Annotated in this window: 13 protein-coding genes and 1 tRNA gene; 12 read left to right on the top strand and 2 right to left on the bottom strand. The window is 68.7% G+C overall.

Going from position 1 to position 17280, the window contains the following annotated elements; genetic code table 11:
• The first annotated feature begins 56 nt into the window (after nt 1–56).
• From ACIA77_RS45900 to mobF, 4 genes are all read left to right on the top strand, one after another.
• A complete protein-coding gene (locus tag ACIA77_RS45900; RefSeq protein WP_395892488.1) occupies nt 57–1541 on the top strand; it encodes an RNA polymerase sigma factor in 1485 nt (494 codons plus the stop codon).
• A gap of 88 nt (nt 1542–1629) precedes the next feature.
• Nucleotides 1630–2460, top strand: coding sequence for a hypothetical protein (locus ACIA77_RS45895; protein WP_395892487.1), 831 nt, complete (start codon nt 1630–1632; stop codon nt 2458–2460).
• A gap of 11 nt (nt 2461–2471) precedes the next feature.
• Entirely contained in the window at nt 2472–3497 is a 1026-nt protein-coding gene (locus ACIA77_RS45890; RefSeq protein ID WP_395892486.1) for a hypothetical protein, read from the top strand.
• A gap of 220 nt (nt 3498–3717) precedes the next feature.
• Nucleotides 3718–8169, top strand: coding sequence for a MobF family relaxase (mobF, locus tag ACIA77_RS45885; RefSeq protein WP_395892485.1), 4452 nt, complete (start codon nt 3718–3720; stop codon nt 8167–8169).
• Between the two features lie 4 nt (nt 8170–8173).
• On the opposite strand, the gene ACIA77_RS45880 is transcribed toward mobF, so the two are convergent.
• A complete protein-coding gene (locus ACIA77_RS45880) occupies nt 8174–8635 on the bottom strand; it encodes a hypothetical protein (RefSeq protein WP_395892484.1) in 462 nt (153 codons plus the stop codon).
• 441 nt (nt 8636–9076) lie between these two features.
• Here ACIA77_RS45880 and ACIA77_RS45875 point away from each other — a divergent pair, with 441 nt between their 5' ends.
• Complete coding sequence (locus tag ACIA77_RS45875; RefSeq protein WP_395892482.1) at nt 9077–9277, top strand: helix-turn-helix transcriptional regulator; 201 nt, start codon at nt 9077–9079, stop codon at nt 9275–9277.
• Nucleotides 9277–10719 carry an integrase gene (locus tag ACIA77_RS45870; protein WP_395892508.1) on the top strand — a complete coding sequence of 481 codons (1443 nt, stop codon included), beginning with the start codon at nt 9277–9279 and terminating at the stop codon, nt 10717–10719. The genes ACIA77_RS45875 and ACIA77_RS45870 overlap by 1 nt, the downstream gene beginning before the upstream one ends.
• Before the next feature lie 152 nt (nt 10720–10871).
• Here ACIA77_RS45870 and ACIA77_RS45865 read toward each other — a convergent pair.
• Nucleotides 10872–10948, bottom strand: a tRNA-Leu gene (locus ACIA77_RS45865).
• A gap of 173 nt (nt 10949–11121) precedes the next feature.
• Here ACIA77_RS45865 and ACIA77_RS45860 point away from each other — a divergent pair.
• The 6 genes from ACIA77_RS45860 (at nt 11122) to ACIA77_RS45835 (ending at nt 17237) form a co-directional block, all read left to right on the top strand.
• A complete protein-coding gene (locus tag ACIA77_RS45860; RefSeq protein ID WP_204095159.1) occupies nt 11122–11733 on the top strand; it encodes an ANTAR domain-containing response regulator in 612 nt (203 codons plus the stop codon).
• A gap of 451 nt (nt 11734–12184) precedes the next feature.
• Nucleotides 12185–13363, top strand: coding sequence for a branched-chain amino acid ABC transporter substrate-binding protein (locus ACIA77_RS45855; protein ID WP_395892507.1), 1179 nt, complete (start codon nt 12185–12187; stop codon nt 13361–13363).
• 92 nt (nt 13364–13455) lie between these two features.
• Nucleotides 13456–14466: a branched-chain amino acid ABC transporter permease gene (locus ACIA77_RS45850; protein WP_395892481.1), complete on the top strand. Its 1011-nt coding sequence runs from the start codon at nt 13456–13458 to the stop codon at nt 14464–14466.
• The gene (locus tag ACIA77_RS45845; protein ID WP_395892480.1) at nt 14463–15611 is read left to right on the top strand and encodes a branched-chain amino acid ABC transporter permease; all 1149 of its coding nucleotides are present in this window, start codon (nt 14463–14465) and stop codon (nt 15609–15611) included. Before ACIA77_RS45850 ends, ACIA77_RS45845 begins: the two co-directional genes overlap by 4 nt.
• Nucleotides 15608–16537 (top strand): ABC transporter ATP-binding protein, encoded by a 930-nt coding sequence (locus tag ACIA77_RS45840; protein ID WP_204095162.1) that lies wholly within the window; start codon nt 15608–15610, stop codon nt 16535–16537. The genes ACIA77_RS45845 and ACIA77_RS45840 overlap by 4 nt, the downstream gene beginning before the upstream one ends.
• The gene (locus ACIA77_RS45835) at nt 16524–17237 is read left to right on the top strand and encodes an ABC transporter ATP-binding protein (protein ID WP_395892479.1); all 714 of its coding nucleotides are present in this window, start codon (nt 16524–16526) and stop codon (nt 17235–17237) included. The genes ACIA77_RS45840 and ACIA77_RS45835 overlap by 14 nt, the downstream gene beginning before the upstream one ends.
• Nucleotides 17238–17280: the final 43 nt, after the last annotated feature.

Genomic DNA, 17280 nt, shown 5'->3' with positions numbered 1-17280 from the left:
CCACCGCAACGACGCAGCAGACCAACGCCCGCGGGTTCACCGACGGGTTCGGCGGGATGAGCGAGGCCGACGCGGCAGCGCTGGTGTCACGGATTCAGGCGGGAGACTCCGAGGCGCTGGGCGAGTTGTACCGGCACGGCAGGGAACGCGTCGAGCGCTACGTGGCTCGGCGGATGGTCGAACAGACCGACGTGGAGGACGTGGTTCAGGAGACCTTCCTGCGGGTCCCCGAGATGACGCGGGAGTTCAATCCGGACACGCACGAGGTCGGCGCGTGGCTGTGCGGCAAGGTCGCCCGCCACACGCTGACCGACTACGGCCGCAAGGACCGCTTCCGGCGCTTATCGGCACAGGAGGCGGCCGGGCGAGCGCTGTCGGAGGCAGTCCACCTGGGCCCTGCCCAGGACGCGCACGAGCGTGAGGCGACGCCGCTGTCGCCGCGGATGGTGCACGCGCTGGCCAAGCTCTCCCCGGCACAGCGGCGCGGCATGCAGCTGCGGTACCTGGACGAGATGACCACGGAGCAGGCCGCCGAGGTCGCCGGGTCGAGCGCCGGAGCGATCGTGCAGAACTGCCTGTCGGCGCGGAAGAAGCTGCGGGCGGAGCTGGCGGACCTGGCGCCGGTGTCGACCTCGGTGCTGGACGGGATGAGCAAGAAGGACGCCGTGCTGACCGCGTTGCGCACCACCGACAACGACATGCCCGCGGCGCTGGCGTGGCTGCGCGAGCAGGGCATCACCGTCGATGAGTCCTACGCCTACGGCATCCGCAACGGCAGCCGAGTCGCGGCGGCCCCGATCGAAACGGCGCCGAGGTCGGACGCCGAGATCGCCGCAGCGGAGAAGGAGTTCGCGCGGGCGAGCGCGTCCAGGCGCGCGACGAAGAGGGAAGTGGCGTGCGCGGCGGCTCGGGTGCACGATGCCCGGCACGGGCGCTTGCCGTCACCGGATGAGCTCATGGGGCTGGTCGAGGGCTTGTCCCGCACGACCGCGATCGTCGGTCTGCGTAATGCACGTCAGCAACTCGCGGCGGCAGATGGCGACACCACCGCTCCGCAAGCTCCGCGCGATCACCGGGGGAGCGGTGCCGAGCTGCCGGCCGTGGCCAAGACCGATCAGGAGCGCCAGCCGAAGCGAGGCCAGGCATACCAGGCGGCACAGCAGTACTGGAGGGATCACCGCGAGCTGCCGACCGTCGATGAGCTGACGGAGCACTCCGGCATCTCCCGCGGCACCTGCGGGAACGTGCTGGCCGAGATCCGCGCGGCGATGACCGAGACGCCCGAAGCGCCCGGGATTCCGGCGCCACGGGCCGCAGAGCCCGAGCAGCCGGTCGAGGACCGCGCGGCGACGGCGCTGGCGGTGTCGCGGCGCCAGACGGACGCCGCACTGACCGCAGCAGCGTCAGCGGTGCAGCAGCTGCGAGCGGCGCCCGAGGCGTGCGCCGAGGAGGCCGAGCGCGAGCGGTCGCAGCAGGTCGCGAGCTGGCAGGCCGACGAGGCCGCTGCCGCCGGCCGGGACGCGCTGGAACTCGCGTCGTGATTGCCGCTGCGCCGGGCCGGGTGGCCACCGTGCCGCCCGGCTCCGGCCGGCCTCTGGACCTGATTTCTGCGACGACCGGGGAGAACCGATGAACGAGATCCTGACCTGTGTCCTGTGTGGACGCCGGGGCGTGCGGGACTTCGAGCCCGCCGACGCGCTGTCGTGGCGCTGCGTCAACCGCGATGCCTGCCAGCGCCGCGTCGACGAGGCGGCAACGGAGCGACCGTATCTGCCGGGCGCCACCGAGGCCCGCACCACCAGTACCGCCGGAGCGGAGCCGGATGCGGCGCTGGCGGGGATCGCCCGCGAGGTCGAGGGGCTGCGCAAGGCCACCGAGACGATCCCGTCGCTGTTCAAGCAGGTGGAAGACCTCGCACGGGTGGTGCAGGACCTGGCAGCGAACATCGCGGCCCGACCGGGTGGTGGGGGCGCGGCGATGTCGTGGCTGGTGATGCCCGACGACCTGCCGCTGACGCGCGAGGTGCTCGACGAGCTGTGCGGGTGGATGCGGGAGGTGTTCCTGCGCTACCCGGACGCGGTGGGCGCGCTGCCGGAGTGCTGGCTGTGGCACCCCGACGTGGTCGAGGAGCTGCTGTGGCTGATGCGCGTGTGGATCGCCGCCTACCAGGACGAGGACGCGTCGGCGGGCCGGGCGGGGGACTGGCACGACCGCTACCGCCCGGGCGTGGTGAAGCGGATCAAGAACGCCACCGGCACCTGCTCGCTGGAGAACCACCAGCACGGCGGCAGCCACCACCGGGCCGCGCCGACGGTGCCACTGACGGACGCGGCGGACCAGGTGGCCGCGTGGTGGGCCACCGCCCGAGAGGACGCCGCGCCGGAGCCCACAACCGAGCAGTTGTCGGCCGCGCACGCCGCCCAGGCCGAGCAGCGCCGCAACGGGAGTGGTCGTCGATGAATGGAGACAACGTGACGACGCGGCGGGAGGAAGCCCGGGCGGACCGAGTCGCCGAGGCCGAACAGCGGCGCGCCGACCGCGCGGCCGAGCGGGCCGAACAGCGGGAGGACCAGCGGCTGAAGTTCGAGCAGCGGCGGGATGCCGAGTCCGCAAAGCAACAGGCCCGCACCGCGGAGCGAGAAGCACGCAAGGCGACGCGGGCCCGACTCGCAAAGGCTCTCGTCGCGGCGGCACGCAAGCACGCGCTGGATCTGCTGTTCGTGCCGGTGATCCTGGTTCCGGCGGTGCTGGCATGGTCGGCCATGGCGACCTACGGCAAGCAGGTATTCGGCCCGGTCGGCGTGTTGCTGCCGTTGTTCAGCGAGGCCGCCATGTGGGCGTTCGCCGCAGCGGTAACCATGGGCGTGCGCCGCGGTGACCCGACCCACTGGCTGAAGGCCGGGGTGTGGGTGTTCGCCGCTGTCGCGGCGGCGTTGAACTTCCTGCACGGCTACTCGACCGGACACCACTGGGACACCGGCGTCGTGATGGCTGTGGTGTCCATTGGCGGTGTGGTGGTCCACCAGTTGATCACTGCCCGGCCTTCGGCTGGGCGCGCTCAGACCGCCACGAGTCCCGCCGAGTCCTCGGCAATCGTTCAGCCGGAGCCTGTTCAGCCGCCCGGCGTCCAGCCGCTCCCCGTTCAGTTTGAGCCTGTACAGCTGGAGTCCTTGGACGCGTCCAAGACGGTGGCGGCGGATGGATGTACAACCGCGCAGCCGGAACCCGTACAGACGGAGCCGTCTCGCGAGGCCGCGGCCGAGGAGCCCAAGCGGGAACGTCCAGTCCCGACACCGTCGTCCCCGAAGCGCGACCGTGCGCGCGCGGCGGCGCGCAGGCACCAGGTCACCCACGGCGCCCTCCCGACGGTCGATCACCTCATGGAAATCGCCGACGTCTCCCGAGGCACAGCCGGAACCGCCCTCCAAGAACTCCGCGAGCAACCCGCACCACTGCAACTCATCACAGAACTCAGCAACACCAAGGCCAACTCATGATCACCAAGTCACTCACCACAGCAGAACCACCAAGCAAGCCACCAACTCAGACCAAGACCACCAAGAGCCACTCACCCAGCAACAACTCACCAAGCCACAAACGAGATGCACACCTCGGCATCACGATCCGATGGGCCGCTGCGCCGTGGCCGGCGCGCGGGAACGCCACTGCCGTTGTTGATCTCCACCGACCGCTAGTTGATCTTGTAAGGGGGTTCTGATGCTGTCGATCGGGCGGGGTTACTCGGTCAAGTACCTGACCGACGAGGTCGCGAAGGGCCGCGAGAACTACTACACCGACGCCGTGACTGAGGGAGAGCCTCCGGGCCGCTGGTACGGCGCAGGCGCGGCGAAACTGGGCCTGACGGGGCTCGTCGATGAGCAGGACATGCGCGCGGTCTACGAGCAGTTCGTGGACCCGCGCGACGAGCTGTTCAAGGACTCGACCCGGTGGGCCGAGGCGTCCACTCTGGGCCACACGGGACGGAACTATCCGACGCCGGATGAACTGTACGCCGCTGCGTTGGACGCGGAGCCGCATGCGACGGCTGAACGTCGCGAGCAGTTGCGGTTGGACGCGAACAAGGGCGCGCGGCAGAACGTGGCCTTTTTGGACGCCACGTTCAGTGTCCAGAAGTCCGTCACGGTCTTGCACACGGCGTTCGAGGCGCAGCAGGTGCAGGCTGAACGGACGGCTGAACGCCTCGCCGATGCGTGGGCACAGGCGGTCGCCGCGGGCGCGGATACGGGCGAACTGGCCGAGCTCGTGCGTCAGCGTGACGACGCACGTGCGGTCGCGGTGTCGTGGCGGGCGCACCGCGATGCGGTCGAGGATGCGATCTGGGCCGGGAACCGGGCGGCGCTGGACTACCTGTCCGAGCACGCCGGCTACTCCAGGGTCGGGCACCACGGCGGGGCCGCCGGGCGGTTCGTCGACGCCCACGACTTCGTGGTCGCGTCGTTCTTTCAGCACGACTCCCGTGACCACGATCCGCAGCTGCACATCCACAACGCGATCCTCAACCGCGTGGAGGGCTCCGACGGCAAATGGCGCACGTTGGATTCGAAGGCGATCTACAAGTTCCGCGGTGCCGCCGCCGCGGTCGGCGAGCGCACCACCGAGGAGCACATCGCGCGTGCCCTGGGCGTGCGGTTCGCGGCCCGGCCGGACGGGAAGGCCCGCGAGGTTGTGGGGATGGATCAGCGGGTGATGGACCTGTTCAGCTCACGCCGCCGCGCGATCACGCGCAAGACGGCGAAGTTGGTCGACGCGTTCGAGACGCGGTTCGGGCGCGAGCCGAACTCTCTGGAGCTGGACCGGCTGCAGCAGCAGGCCACGTTCGCCACCCGCAAGGCCAAGTCCCATGACGGCGAAACCACCGAGGAGCGGCTGGAGCGCTGGGATCGGGAGCTGCGCGCCGAGGTCGCCGACGGTCTGGCCGGTGTCGCCCGCGACGTGCTCAACCAGCCCCGGGGACCGCGCGAAGCGACGGAGTGGTCGCCGGAGGAGGTGCTCAAGACCGCGCTGGCGGATGTGCAGTCGAAGAAGGCCGGCTGGACCGCGCCAGACCTGACACGGGCGATCTCAGACGCCTTGCCGGATCAGCTCGGCGATCTCGATGGCCAGCAGATGACTCGGCTGCTCGACACCCTCACCGCGGAAGGGGTGAAGCTGGCGACGCCGCTCACGACAGCCCGGCCGGGGGTTGCGGTGTTGCCGGATGAGCTGAAGCTCGCTGACGGCCGCTCAGCCTACGAGGCGCCGGCCGGGCAGCTGTACGCGACACCGGATCATGTGCACACCGAACGTGCGCTGCTGGCCTCGACGGCCCGTGGCGGCGCCCCAGCGCTCGATGTGTCCGCAGTGGACGGCTTCGTGTCGGCGCTGGCTGAGCAGAACGTCGTCCTCGGCGCCGACCAGGCCGCCGCCGTGCGGGGAGTCCTGTCCTCCGGCGCGGCGGTGGAGTCGCTGGTCGGCCCGGCCGGCACGGGGAAGTCCTTTGTGGTCGGCGCGGTAGCCAAGGCGTGGCAGGACACCGACCTGTGGAACGGACAGGAGCGCAAGGTTGTCGGCCTGGCGTCCAGCCAGGTCGCCACGGACGTGCTCGCCGACGAAGGGCTCACGGCGAGGAACATCGCACGGTGGCTCAACGCCCAGGCCAAGCTTGCCGAAGGGTCGACACACCCGGAGCACGAGCCATGGCGGCTGACCGCTGGGGATCTGGTGGTGGTCGACGAGTCGGCTATGGCCAACACGGCGGACTTGGCGAAGATCCACCGCTACGTCGAGCAGGCCGGGGCGAAGCTGCTGCTGACCGGTGATCACCGGCAGCTGGCCGCGGTCGGTGCGGGCGGTGGCATGGAATTGATGGCCGATGCGGGCGCGGCCTACGAGCTGACCGAGGTCCGTCGGTTCGCGGCCGACTGGGAGCGTGCGGCGTCGTTGCGGCTGCGCGACGGTGATGAGTCGGTGCTGGCGGACTACCACAAGCAGGGCCGGATCGTGGACGCCGGAACTCGGGAACAGGCCGAGACGGCCGCGGGCAAGGCGTGGCTGGCCGACACCCTCGCTGGGAAGCACTCGATCCTGATCGTGGACACCAACGAGCAGGCCGCGCAGCTGTGCGCCGAGCTGCGCAACGACCTCGTCCGGCTCGGCAAGGTGGCGGAGTCCGGGGTGCCGCTGGGCAAGCAGGGCACCTACGCCGGCGTCGGGGACCTGGTCCAGGCCCGCAAAAACGGCTGGGACCTCGCGGGGTTCGACGGCAACGGCGAAGTGCCGATCAACCGCAAGCGCTATCGCGTGCTCGACACCCGCGAAGACGGCGGGCTGGTCGTGGCCCGCGTCCTGGGCCGTGAGGACGGTGTGGGCGAGGTGCTGGGAGAGCGGATCACGCTGCCCGGCTCCTACGTCGGCGAGCACGTCGCGCTCGGCTACGCCTCGACCGTCCACAGTGCCCAGGGGCTCACGGTCGACACCAGCCACGCGGTAGTGACCGAGTCGACCGGACAGGAAGCCCTCTACGTCGGGCTGACCCGCGGCAGGCACGGCAACACCGCCCACGTCACCACCGTGGCCGTGCCGAAGGACGCACCCGACGGCGTCACCCTGGAAGCCGTCCGCCGCAAGCCCACTGCGGTGCTCGCCGGGACGTTCGACGGCAGCGCGCCGCAGCGATCGGCGCTGCAGGAGGCGACCGAGGCCGCCGCCGAAGCCGAGGCGATCCGCACCCCGGCCGAGCTGCTCGCGGACGCGACGGAGCTGGCGACAGCAGGTCGCACGGCCCGGTGGCTGGACGACCTGGTGGAGGAGGGGAAGCTCACGGAGAACCAGCGGGCGCGGATCGCCGCCGAGGACGGGGCGCCGACGCTGGCGCGGTTACTGCGCCGGGCCGAGCTGGCCGGCCACGACCCGCGGCAGGTCCTCGACGACGCAGTGGCCGCCCGGGACTTCGCCGGGGCACGCGAGCTGTCGAACGTGATCCACCGGCGGATCACGAGGTCGGTGCGACTGGAACCGGTCGGTGACTCCTACACCGATTGGCTCCCCAAGGTCGACGACGCGCAGTGGTCGGCCTACCTGCAGTCGCTGGCAGTCACCGCTGACCAGCGGCGCCGGGAACTGGGCCAGCAGTTGGCCGACGACCCGCAACAGTGGGCGCTGGAGGCCTTCGGGCCCGTGCCCGAGGAGACCGAGGCCCGCGACGAGTGGATCCGGCGGGCCGCGGTGGTGGCCGCGCACCGCGAGCTGACCAGCCACGACGACGACGCGGCCGCGTTGGGTTCGGCGCCGAAGGCCGGGCAGGTGCAGGAGTACGCGTCGTGGCGAGCCGCGTGGCGGGCTCTGGGCCGCCCGGAGGAAGGAGCCGACGAGGAAGAGATGACAGATGGCCGACTGCTGGTCCGCGTGCGGGCGTGGGAACGGGAGAAGGCGTGGGGACCGGAGTTCGTCGGCAACGAACTGGCCGGCACCCGCCAGGCCCAGCAGCGGCACAGCCAGGACGCGACGATGCGCCGCGCCGAAGCCGACGCGGCCACCGACGAGACGGAGCGCGCGCGGCTCCTGCAGGAGGCCATTGAGGCCGAGGCGCTGGCCGAGGTGCTCAGCCAGCGGGCGGCCGAGTTGGAGATTGCGGACGAGGCGCGGGCGATGTGGCTGGCGCACACCGCCGAAACCCGCGCAACCGCAGACCGGGCCCGAGCCCAGTTGAACGCTCGCGCAGTCGAGCGTGGGCCGGAGGAGAAGGTCACCGCCGATGGGTGGCTCGACGCCCACAACGAGCACATGGCCGTCGAGGATGCTCACCGCGACGTCACCGACGAGCACGACCTCACCGACGTGACCGAGCAGCAGGCCGCAGACCTCGCGGCACTGCACCAGCGTGACGAGATCGGAAGCGAGGACACCGAGACCGAGGTGGCCGACCTTCGAGAGGTCGCGGCCGAGGAACCGGCGGTAGTCGACTCGGATGAGGTGCGTGTGCCCTCAGCGCCGGAGACCGCCGACACGATCGAACACGCTCAGCGGGCGTTGCGGGAGGTCCAGGCCCGCGAGGCCGCCGACGCACAGCGGGCCGCCGAGGAAGCCCAAGCGAACGAGATGTACCGGCGCCACACCGTGGACACCGCCGAATCGGCGGCGGTCGACGACGACGCGGCGGTGGCGTCGTGACCGGTCAGCTCGCGATGCTTGGCCATGGTGGGGCGGGGACCTTGATCGGAGGCTTCTCGTTGCCCCACCACGCCCACTCGAACGTCCAGTACACCTGCTCCAACCAGCCGGGCCGCTTCGTCAGCCAGTACGGCACTGGGCGACGCTGCAGCAGCTTCGCCGCCGCCAGCGACTCCTCCAGGATCGTTTCCTCGATCGCTGACCCGAACCGCTGCGTCACCGGGGCGTCCGCCATATGCCACTTACCGTTGGCCGGCCGCACCGTCGCCGTAGCCAACCACCGGCACGTCTGCACCACACCGAAGTGCGCCCACGACAGCGGCTCACGCTCGTACAGCTGCTCGGCAGCGAGCCACAGCCGCGCGAACTCCACCTTCGACACCCCGCGCACGTTCCCAGGCGGGATCTTGTCGAAATCGCTTCCCGTCAACTCCATACCGCCGATGGTGGCACCCAGCACCGACAAGAACTGCCACCGAGCACGAGAGATGTGGACCGAAAGGGTGATGCCCTACGGGCCTGAGAGGCGAAAAGAAAAAGATATGTCCTCGCCGGACGGGCAGGTCTCCAGGATGGTCGAGAAGAGCAGAACGGTTGCGTTCGTGCGTGCCTGTCGTCCATCCCGTCGACCTCCACAAGGGCTATCAGGCCTGTCAAGGGGGCAGACCGCAGGCACGCTCACCACAGCAGGACGGCGCCCCCTTGACAGACCTGATCGGGCTGGCGCCAGGTCGACGGGATGGACGAAGAGGCCCCCACTTGTAGGTGGTCAAAAAACCACGCTCGGCGCTGATGAAATTGAGCGAGAGTAGCCGGGCTTCACGCTGAATCCGAATTTGCCGCGGACGAAAACGAACACGTCCGGGGAACTTTACTGACCAAAAATGACTCGAAAGGTCCTTTTTCTATGCCTACGAATGACGGGTCCGGCGCGATGCTGACACTTGAAGAAGTGTGCGCCGAGCTGCGAATCAACCGATCAACATTCAACGATTGGCGTGCAAAGAAGTGCGCACCGCCATGCTTGAAATTGCCCAACGGGAAGCTGCGGTTCCGGCGATCCGAGCTGGATCGCTGGCTGCGCTCATGCTCGGAGGTGACTGCGTGATGGAAGCAACGTTCGATGTACGTATCTGGGACGTGCGAGTGAAGACAGGACGCCCGCGCAAGGACGGGAAGCCGGGAAAGAAGTCGTACGTCGTGCGCTGGGTTGTCGCCAGCCAAGAGTTCCCGAAGACGTACGCGACTTCAGCGCTGGCGGAGAGCTTCCGCTCAAAGCTGGTCGTGGCTCAGCGCAACGGAGAGGCGTTCCGCGTCATCGATGGACTTCCCGTCTCGATGGCACGAGCCGAGAACGACCAGTCGTGGTTCACGTTCGCGCAAGAGTACGTGGACATGAAGTGGTCCCGCGCCGCTGCGAAGTCCCGTGCGGGCAATGCTGATGCGCTCGCGACGGCGACGTTGGCCCTTCTCGCGAGCTCCCGCGGCAAGCCGGAGGACAAGGTGCTGCGCCGGGCGATGACCGGCTGGGCGTACAACTCCCGCAGACGGGAAACGAGCAAGCCGGCCGATGTTGAGGCCGCGCTGGAGTGGCTGGGCTCGAACACAGTCAAAGTGTCACGGCTCGACGACCTCACGATGCTCCGGGGCGTGCTCGACCGTCTTGCGCTGAAGATGGACGGCACGGCCGCCGCGGCGAAAACCGTCTACCGGAAGCGTGCTGTCGTGTTCAACGCACTGGAGTTCGCGGTGGAGAAGACGCTGCTCCTGAAGAACCGGTTGCCTGAGGTGAAGTGGACTGCGCCGAAGCGGGTGCGGGCGATCGATACGCGTGTGGTCGTCAACACCCGGCAAGGGCCGCAGCTGCTGGCGGCGGTGGCCGAGCAAAAGGTGATGCGCGTGCCGGCAGGCTCATCCGAGCCGGTGATCGTGGCGCGCCGCTCGTCGGGGCCGCGACTGGTTGGGTGCTTCGGGGCGATGTACTACTCGGCGCTTCGGCCGGAGGAGGCGGTCATGCTCCGAGACGTCGACCTCAAGCTGCCGCGGAAGGGCTGGGGCGAGCTGCTGCTGTCGGAGACTGCGCCGATCGCGGGTGCGGCATGGACGGACAGCGGCGAGCGGCGCGACCGCCGTCAGCTCAAGCAGCGCGCCAAGGGCGAGGTGCGGCCGGTGCCGTGCCCGCCGCCGCTGACCGCAATGCTGCGCCGCCACGTCGAGCAGTACGGCGTCGCGGAGGACGGTCGGCTGTTCCGGGGCCTCGACGGTGGCGACGTCGCGGAGTCGACGCTGGCGCGGGTCTGGGACAAGGCTCGCCAAGCGGCGCTGTCCGGGGAGGAGTACCGATCGCCGCTGGCGCGTCGACCGTACGACCTGCGGCACGCGTGTGTGTCGACGTGGCTGGCTGCCGGCGTCCAGTCCGCCCAGGTGGCTGCCTGGGCCGGGCACTCAGTTGCTGTACTGCACGAGGTGTACGCGAAGGTGCTGGCAGGGCTGGAAGAGGTATCGCTGGCGAAGATCGCCACGATCCTCGGTTTGGCCGAGGACGAGTAGGCGCCGGCCGCCTCCGCCGCCACGAACGTGGACCGCGAATAGACCGCGCGTAGCCGTACTTTGCCGGTCGCCGTCGCGCGCCACCGGTCGACACAAGATCGGCCCCTGACCGGGTTGCGCCTGGTCAGGGGCCGATTTGTGCAGGTGGGCCGTGGTGCCCCCGGAGAGATTCGAACTCTCACTGGACGGGTTTTGAATCCGTTGCCTCTGCCAGTTGGGCTACGGGGGCGTAGCCGGACGAACTCTACGGGATCAGTCGCGCACGAGGTGGACCGGGGAGGGGGTGTCGCGGGCGCCACTTCGTGGTGAACGCCATCTTGGGATCTGGATCGTTCCCGGTAGTCTGACCTTTCGCGGGTTACCGCGAGTCAACCGTCCCGCCGAGCCTTCAGGAGGACCCCGGTGACCGAACAGGCTACCGAGGCCAACGGTGCCGCCACCGTGCCGCAGCGTCGGGTGCTCGTCGCCGAGGACGAGGCGCTCATCAGGCTCGACCTGGTCGAGATGCTGCGTGAAGAGGGCTACGAAGTGGTCGGCGAGGCGGGTGACGGCGAGGAAGCCGTCAGCCTGGCCACCGACCTCAAGCCCGACCTCGTCATCCTCGACGTCAAGATGCCGAAGCTCGACGGCATCGAGGCCGCGGCCAAGATCACGAGCGACCGGATCGCGCCGGTCGTCATCCTGACCGCCTTCAGCCAGCGCGACCTCGTCGAGCGGGCCCGCGACGCGGGCACCATGGCCTACCTCGTCAAACCGTTCGCGAAGCGCGACCTCGTGCCGGCGATCGAGCTGGCCGTGAGCCGCTTCTCCGAACTGCAGGCGCTCGAGGCCGAGGTCGCCGGCCTCACCGACCGCCTCGAGACGCGCAAGGTCATCGACCGCGCCAAGGGCCTGCTGATGAGCCGGCAAGGCCTGTCCGAACCGGACGCGTTCCGCTGGATACAGCGCACGGCGATGGACCGCCGCACCACGATGAAGGCCGTCGCCGAAGCCGTGGTGGAGAGCATCGGCTAGTACCTCACTCGAACGGGTGACAAAGCGGGCGTGACCAGGGGGTCGCGCCCGTTTTGGTGTGGTGTGCCGTCGCTCTGCGCGGTCTCAAAGGGCACGTTTGCTACCTTCGAGTCTGATCATGCCTCGTTACCTCTTCACCGAACGAGCGGAGTCCAGAAGACTGCCACCAGAAGTCAGGCCGTAAGTCAAGTGCTCCGATCGAGGCTTACTCGCACACTCAGTGTAATCACCCGGTTGTCAAATTACGACAATCGGGTGGAAACCGTCCATTACTGCCGGTGACGACCGTCACGATGTGGATACAAGACGCTGAGTAACTCTGTGCAACACCTCACGGGGCGGCTACTTTCAGCGGCCAGATCAGGTCCCACGCAGGGACGAACCGCTCATGCGAGCGGTTGGTTGGCATTTGGAGGAACGAGTGCAGAGAGCACGACTCACGAAGATCTTCGTGCTGGCGGCTGCGGGGGCCATCTCCCTGAGCGCGTGCGCGGCGCGGAACGACAGTGGTTCGAGCGGCGGCAACGCCAGCGCGCCGCAGGCGGCCGCCCCGTCGGCTGCCGCGAACGCCGCCGACCCGGCGGGCGACGGCAAGGCGCAGTGTTCGCCGACCTCCATCGCGTACGCCGGCACGATCAACGGCGCGAACGCGGCCCTGGGCATCAACATCCTCAACGGTGCGAAGCTCGCGGTCGACCAGCACAACAAGGCGAACCCGAACTGCCAGGTCAAGCTGGAGCAGTTCGACACGGAGGGCACGCCCGACAAGGCGCCCGGCATCGTGACCCAGATCGTCAACACGCCGTCGATCATCGGCGTGGTGGGCCTCCCGTTCTCGGGTGAGTCCAAGGCGGCGGGCAACATCTTCAACGGTGCCGGCCTCGTGACCGTCACCCCGTCGGCCACCGCTCCCGCGCTGAGCACCAACGGCTGGAAGACCTTCTTCCGCGGCCTCGGCAACGACAACAGCCAGGGCCCCGCCGCCGCGAAGTTCATGACGGGTGAGCTCGGCGCCAAGAAGGTCTGCGTCATCGAGGACGACTCCGAGTACGGCACCGGTCTCGCCGCGACGACCAAGCAGGGCCTCGGCAGCGCCCTGGCGTGCGAGGACAAGGTCAAGACGAAGCAGACCGACTTCTCGGCCGTGGTCAACAAGGTCAAGGCCGCGGCGCCCGACGCGGTGTTCTACTCCGGTTACTACCAGGAAGCCGCTCCGTTCGCGCAGCAGCTGAACGACGCCGGCGTCACCGCGAAGTTCGTGGGCCCGGACGGCGTGAAGGACGACGAGTTCGTGAAGGGCGCCGGCGACGCCGCCGCCAACGCGTACTTCACCTGCCCGTGCGTGCCGGCGGACCAGTTCACCAAGTTCACCGACGCGTACAAGACCGCGACCGGCAAGGACCCGGGCACCTACTCGCCCGAGGCCTACGACCTGGCCACGATCCTGCTGAAGGGCATCGACTCCGGCAAGACCACGCGCCCGGCGCTGCTCGACTTCGTGAAGAACTACGACGGCCAGGGCCTCACGAAGCACTTCAAGTGGAACGCCCAGGGTGAGCTCGCGTCGACCACCGTGTGGACCTACAAGGTCGAGAACGGAAAGATCGTCCGCAACACCGAGATCAAGTAGCCAAGAATCCCTTCCGGTAACCGGGGTGCGTGTCCGGCGGCTCGATCCCGCCGGACCCGCACCCCGGACCCACATGGAGAACTAGTGTGTCGATGACCCATGACCTGAGCTCGCTCGTCCTGGCACAGGGCGACAGCTGGATCACCTTCGACGTGAGCGGATTCCTGGACCAGTTCTGGGCCAACACGATCGACGGTCTTGCTTACGGCAGCATCTACGCGCTCGTGGCGCTGGGCTACACCCTCGTCTACGGCGTGCTCAAGCTCATCAACTTCGCCCACTCCGAGGTGTTCATCTACGGCGCCTACGCGACGTGGTTCACCTTCTTCGGCCTCGGCTTCCGGCCCGGTAGCACCCCCGAGCTCCCGGTGTTCGAACTGATCGGGTTCCTGCTCATCGCCCTCCTGGCCTCGATGGCGGTGTCCGGCGGCACGGCCGTGCTGCTCGAACGCGTCGCCTACCGTCCACTGAGGAAACGCGGCGCACCGAAACTGGTCTTCCTGATCACCGCGATCGGCGCGTCGTTCGTGCTGCAGCAGATCCTGTTCATCTGGCGCGGCGGCAACGCCGAGCAGGGCATCCGCCTGCTGCGCAACGAACCGGTGTTCAAGATCTTCGGCGCCGACGTCACCAACGTCACGATCATCACCATCATCGCGTCGATCCTGCTGATGATCGCCACGGACCAGTTCGTCAACCGAACCAAGTTCGGCCGGGGCATCCGCGCGGTCGCGCAGGACCCGGACACCGCCACGCTCATGGGCGTGAACAAGGAACGGGTCATCACGCTCACGTTCCTCATCGGTGGCCTGCTCGCCGGCGCGGCCGCGCTGTTCTACATGATGAAGATCCCGCAGGGTGCTTCGTACCAGGGTGGCTTCATCCTCGGCATCAAGGCCTTCACCGCCGCGGTGCTCGGCGGTATCGGCAACCTGCGCGGTGCGCTGCTCGGCGGCCTGATCCTGGGGGTCGTCGAGAACTACGGCCAGACGCTGTTCGGCGGGGAGTGGCGCGACGTCGTCGCGTTCGTGCTCCTGGTGCTGATCCTGATGGTCCGCCCGACGGGTATCCTCGGTGAATCGCTCGGAAAGGCACGGGTATGACGGTGACCTCGACAGCACCGGCCGCACCCGCTCCGGCCAAGCGCAAGCGGCCGATCTCGGACTGGTGGAACAATCTGCCGCGCGTGCAGCAGTGGCTCGTGCTCGTGCCGCTGGTGGCGCTCGTCTACCTGCTGCCCGTGCTCAACCCGCCGATCATCACCACGCAGCCGGGTTACGACTTCCCGATCGCCATGTTCGAGGTGTCCCGCTACGCGCTGGTCGCCATCGGCCTCAACATCGTCGTCGGCCAGGCCGGACTGCTGGACCTCGGATACGTGGGCTTCTTCGCCGTCGGCGCGTACGTGATGGCGCTGTTCACGAGTCCCGACTCGTCGCTTCACAAGCTGCCGTTCCTCGTCGTGCTCCCCATCGCGATGGTGGTCACGATGATCTTCGGCGTCATCCTCGGGACACCGACGCTGCGACTACGCGGTGACTACCTCGCGATCGTGACGCTGGGGTTCGGCGAGATCGTCCGGCTACTGGCCGACAACGTCGACCCGCTACGCGGCAACCGCGGTTTCCAGGGTGTCGGGCACCCACCGGGCACGAACGCCGACGGCACGGCGCTGTTCAACAACACGAACGGCATACCGTGGTACTGGCTCTGCGTCACGGTCATCATCATCGTCCTGTTCCTCGTCGGGAACCTGGAGCGCAGCCGGGTCGGCCGCGCGTGGGTCGCGATCCGCGACGACGAGGACGCGGCCGAGATCATGGGCCTGCCGACGTACAAGTTCAAGATCTGGGCGTTCGTGTCGGGCGCGGCCGTCGGCGGTCTCTCCGGTGCGCTCTACGCCGGGCAGCTGGGCTTCGTGAACAACCAGAAGTTCGACGTCGTCACGTCCATGCTGTTCCTCGCCGCGGTGATCCTCGGCGGTGCGGGCAACAAGGTCGGCGTGCTGCTGGGTGCCATCGTGGTGGCGTACGTGCCGCTGCGGTTCCAGGCGATCGCCGAGTACAAGTACCTGATCTTCGGCCTGGCGCTGATCATCCTGATGATCTTTCGCCCGCAGGGCCTGCTGGGTGCGCGGCAGCGGCTGCTCACCTACGGCAGGCAGGCGTACCAGCGCCTGCTCGGCAGGGGCGAGCAGATCTCGAGCGACGGTTCGCTGGCCCCTGAGACCACGGGAGAGAAGGCATGACCGCCCCTGGCAACGGCACGGGACCGGAGGTCCCGGCCGAGGGCGGCCTCGTGGCCGAGGTCGCCCAGATGAGCGCGGAAGAACTCGCCGAGCACGAGGCGGAGGTCGCCGAGGTCGTCGCACCGGACCGTGACATCGCGGTTTCGGTCGGCCAGACGCTGCTGAAGGTCGACGACGTCACCGTGCGCTTCGGTGGCCTCGTCGCGCTCGACTCGGTGTCGTTCGACATCCGTCGCGGCGAAATCCTGGGCCTGATCGGCCCGAACGGCGCCGGTAAGACGACGTGCTTCAACGCGATGACCGGCGTCTACCGGCCCACGTCGGGCCGGGTGCTGCTGGAGGACAAGCCGCTGGGCAAGGCCTCGCGCCACGCCATCACCCAGCTCGGCATCGCGCGCACGTTCCAGAACATCCGGCTCTTCTCCGAGATGACGGCGCTGGAGAACGTGGTGGTCGGCACCGACGCCCGCCACAAGACCAGCCTCGTCGGCGCCCTGCTGCGCACGCCTCGCCACCACCGCGAGGAGAAGCAGGCGATCGAGAAGGGCATGGCGCTGCTGGAGTTCGTCGGCATCGCCGACCGGGCGGCCGACCGCGCGAAGAACCTGCCCTACGGTTACCAGCGGCGCCTGGAGATCGCGCGGGCGCTCGCGACCGAGCCGAAGCTGCTGTGCCTCGACGAGCCGGCCGCCGGGTTCAACCCGGCGGAGAAGGAAGAGCTCATGGGGCTGATCCGGACGATCCGCGACGACGGCTTCACCGTCCTGCTGATCGAACACGACATGAAGCTCGTCATGGGCGTGACCGACCGGATCGTGGTGCTGGAGTTCGGCAAGAAGATCGCCGAGGGTGTGCCCGCCGAGATCCGGCAGAACCCCGCGGTGATCGCCGCCTACCTGGGGGTGCCCGACGATGACGTTGCTTGAGCTCGACAACGTGTCCGTCCACTACGGACGGATCCAGGCCGTGTCGGGGCTGTCCATCACGGTCAACGAGGGCGAAGTCGTCACGCTGATCGGCGCCAACGGCGCGGGCAAGTCCACCACGATGCGGGCCATCTCCGGGATCCGGCCGATCTCCGGCGGCACGATCCGCTTCGACGGCGAGGACATCTCGCGCCTGCGCGGTGACCTGCGGGTGGTCCGCGGGATCTCCCAGTCGCCCGAGGGCCGGGGGATCTTCCCCGGCATGACGGTGCTGGAGAACCTGGACATGGGCGCGTACGCGCGCAAGGACCGGAAGAACCTGCAGCCCGACTTCGAGCGCGTCTTCGAGCTGTTCCCGCGGCTCGCGGAGCGCAAGAGCCAGGTCGGCGGCACGATGTCCGGTGGGGAGCAGCAGATGCTGGCGATCGGCCGCGCGCTGATGGCGAAGCCGCGGCTGCTGCTGCTCGACGAGCCGTCGATGGGGCTCGCGCCGCAGTTCATCCAGCAGATCTTCCGGATCATCACGGAGATCAACCGGCAGGGCACGACCGTGCTGCTGGTGGAGCAGAACGCGCAGCAGGCGCTGTCGCGGGCCCACCGGGCGTACGTGCTCGAGACCGGGCAGATCACCAAGTCCGGCACGGGCAAGGAACTGCTGGCGGACAACAGCATCAAGGAGGCCTACCTCGGCGTCGGCTGACGGCGGGAGCTCCTGCGAACCGGCCCCGCGCGCTGTGGCGTGC

This window comes from Amycolatopsis sp. NPDC051903 (assembly GCF_044452505.1).
Taxonomy (GTDB): domain Bacteria; phylum Actinomycetota; class Actinomycetes; order Mycobacteriales; family Pseudonocardiaceae; genus Amycolatopsis.
This window is presented reverse-complemented; position numbering and strand designations above follow the sequence as displayed.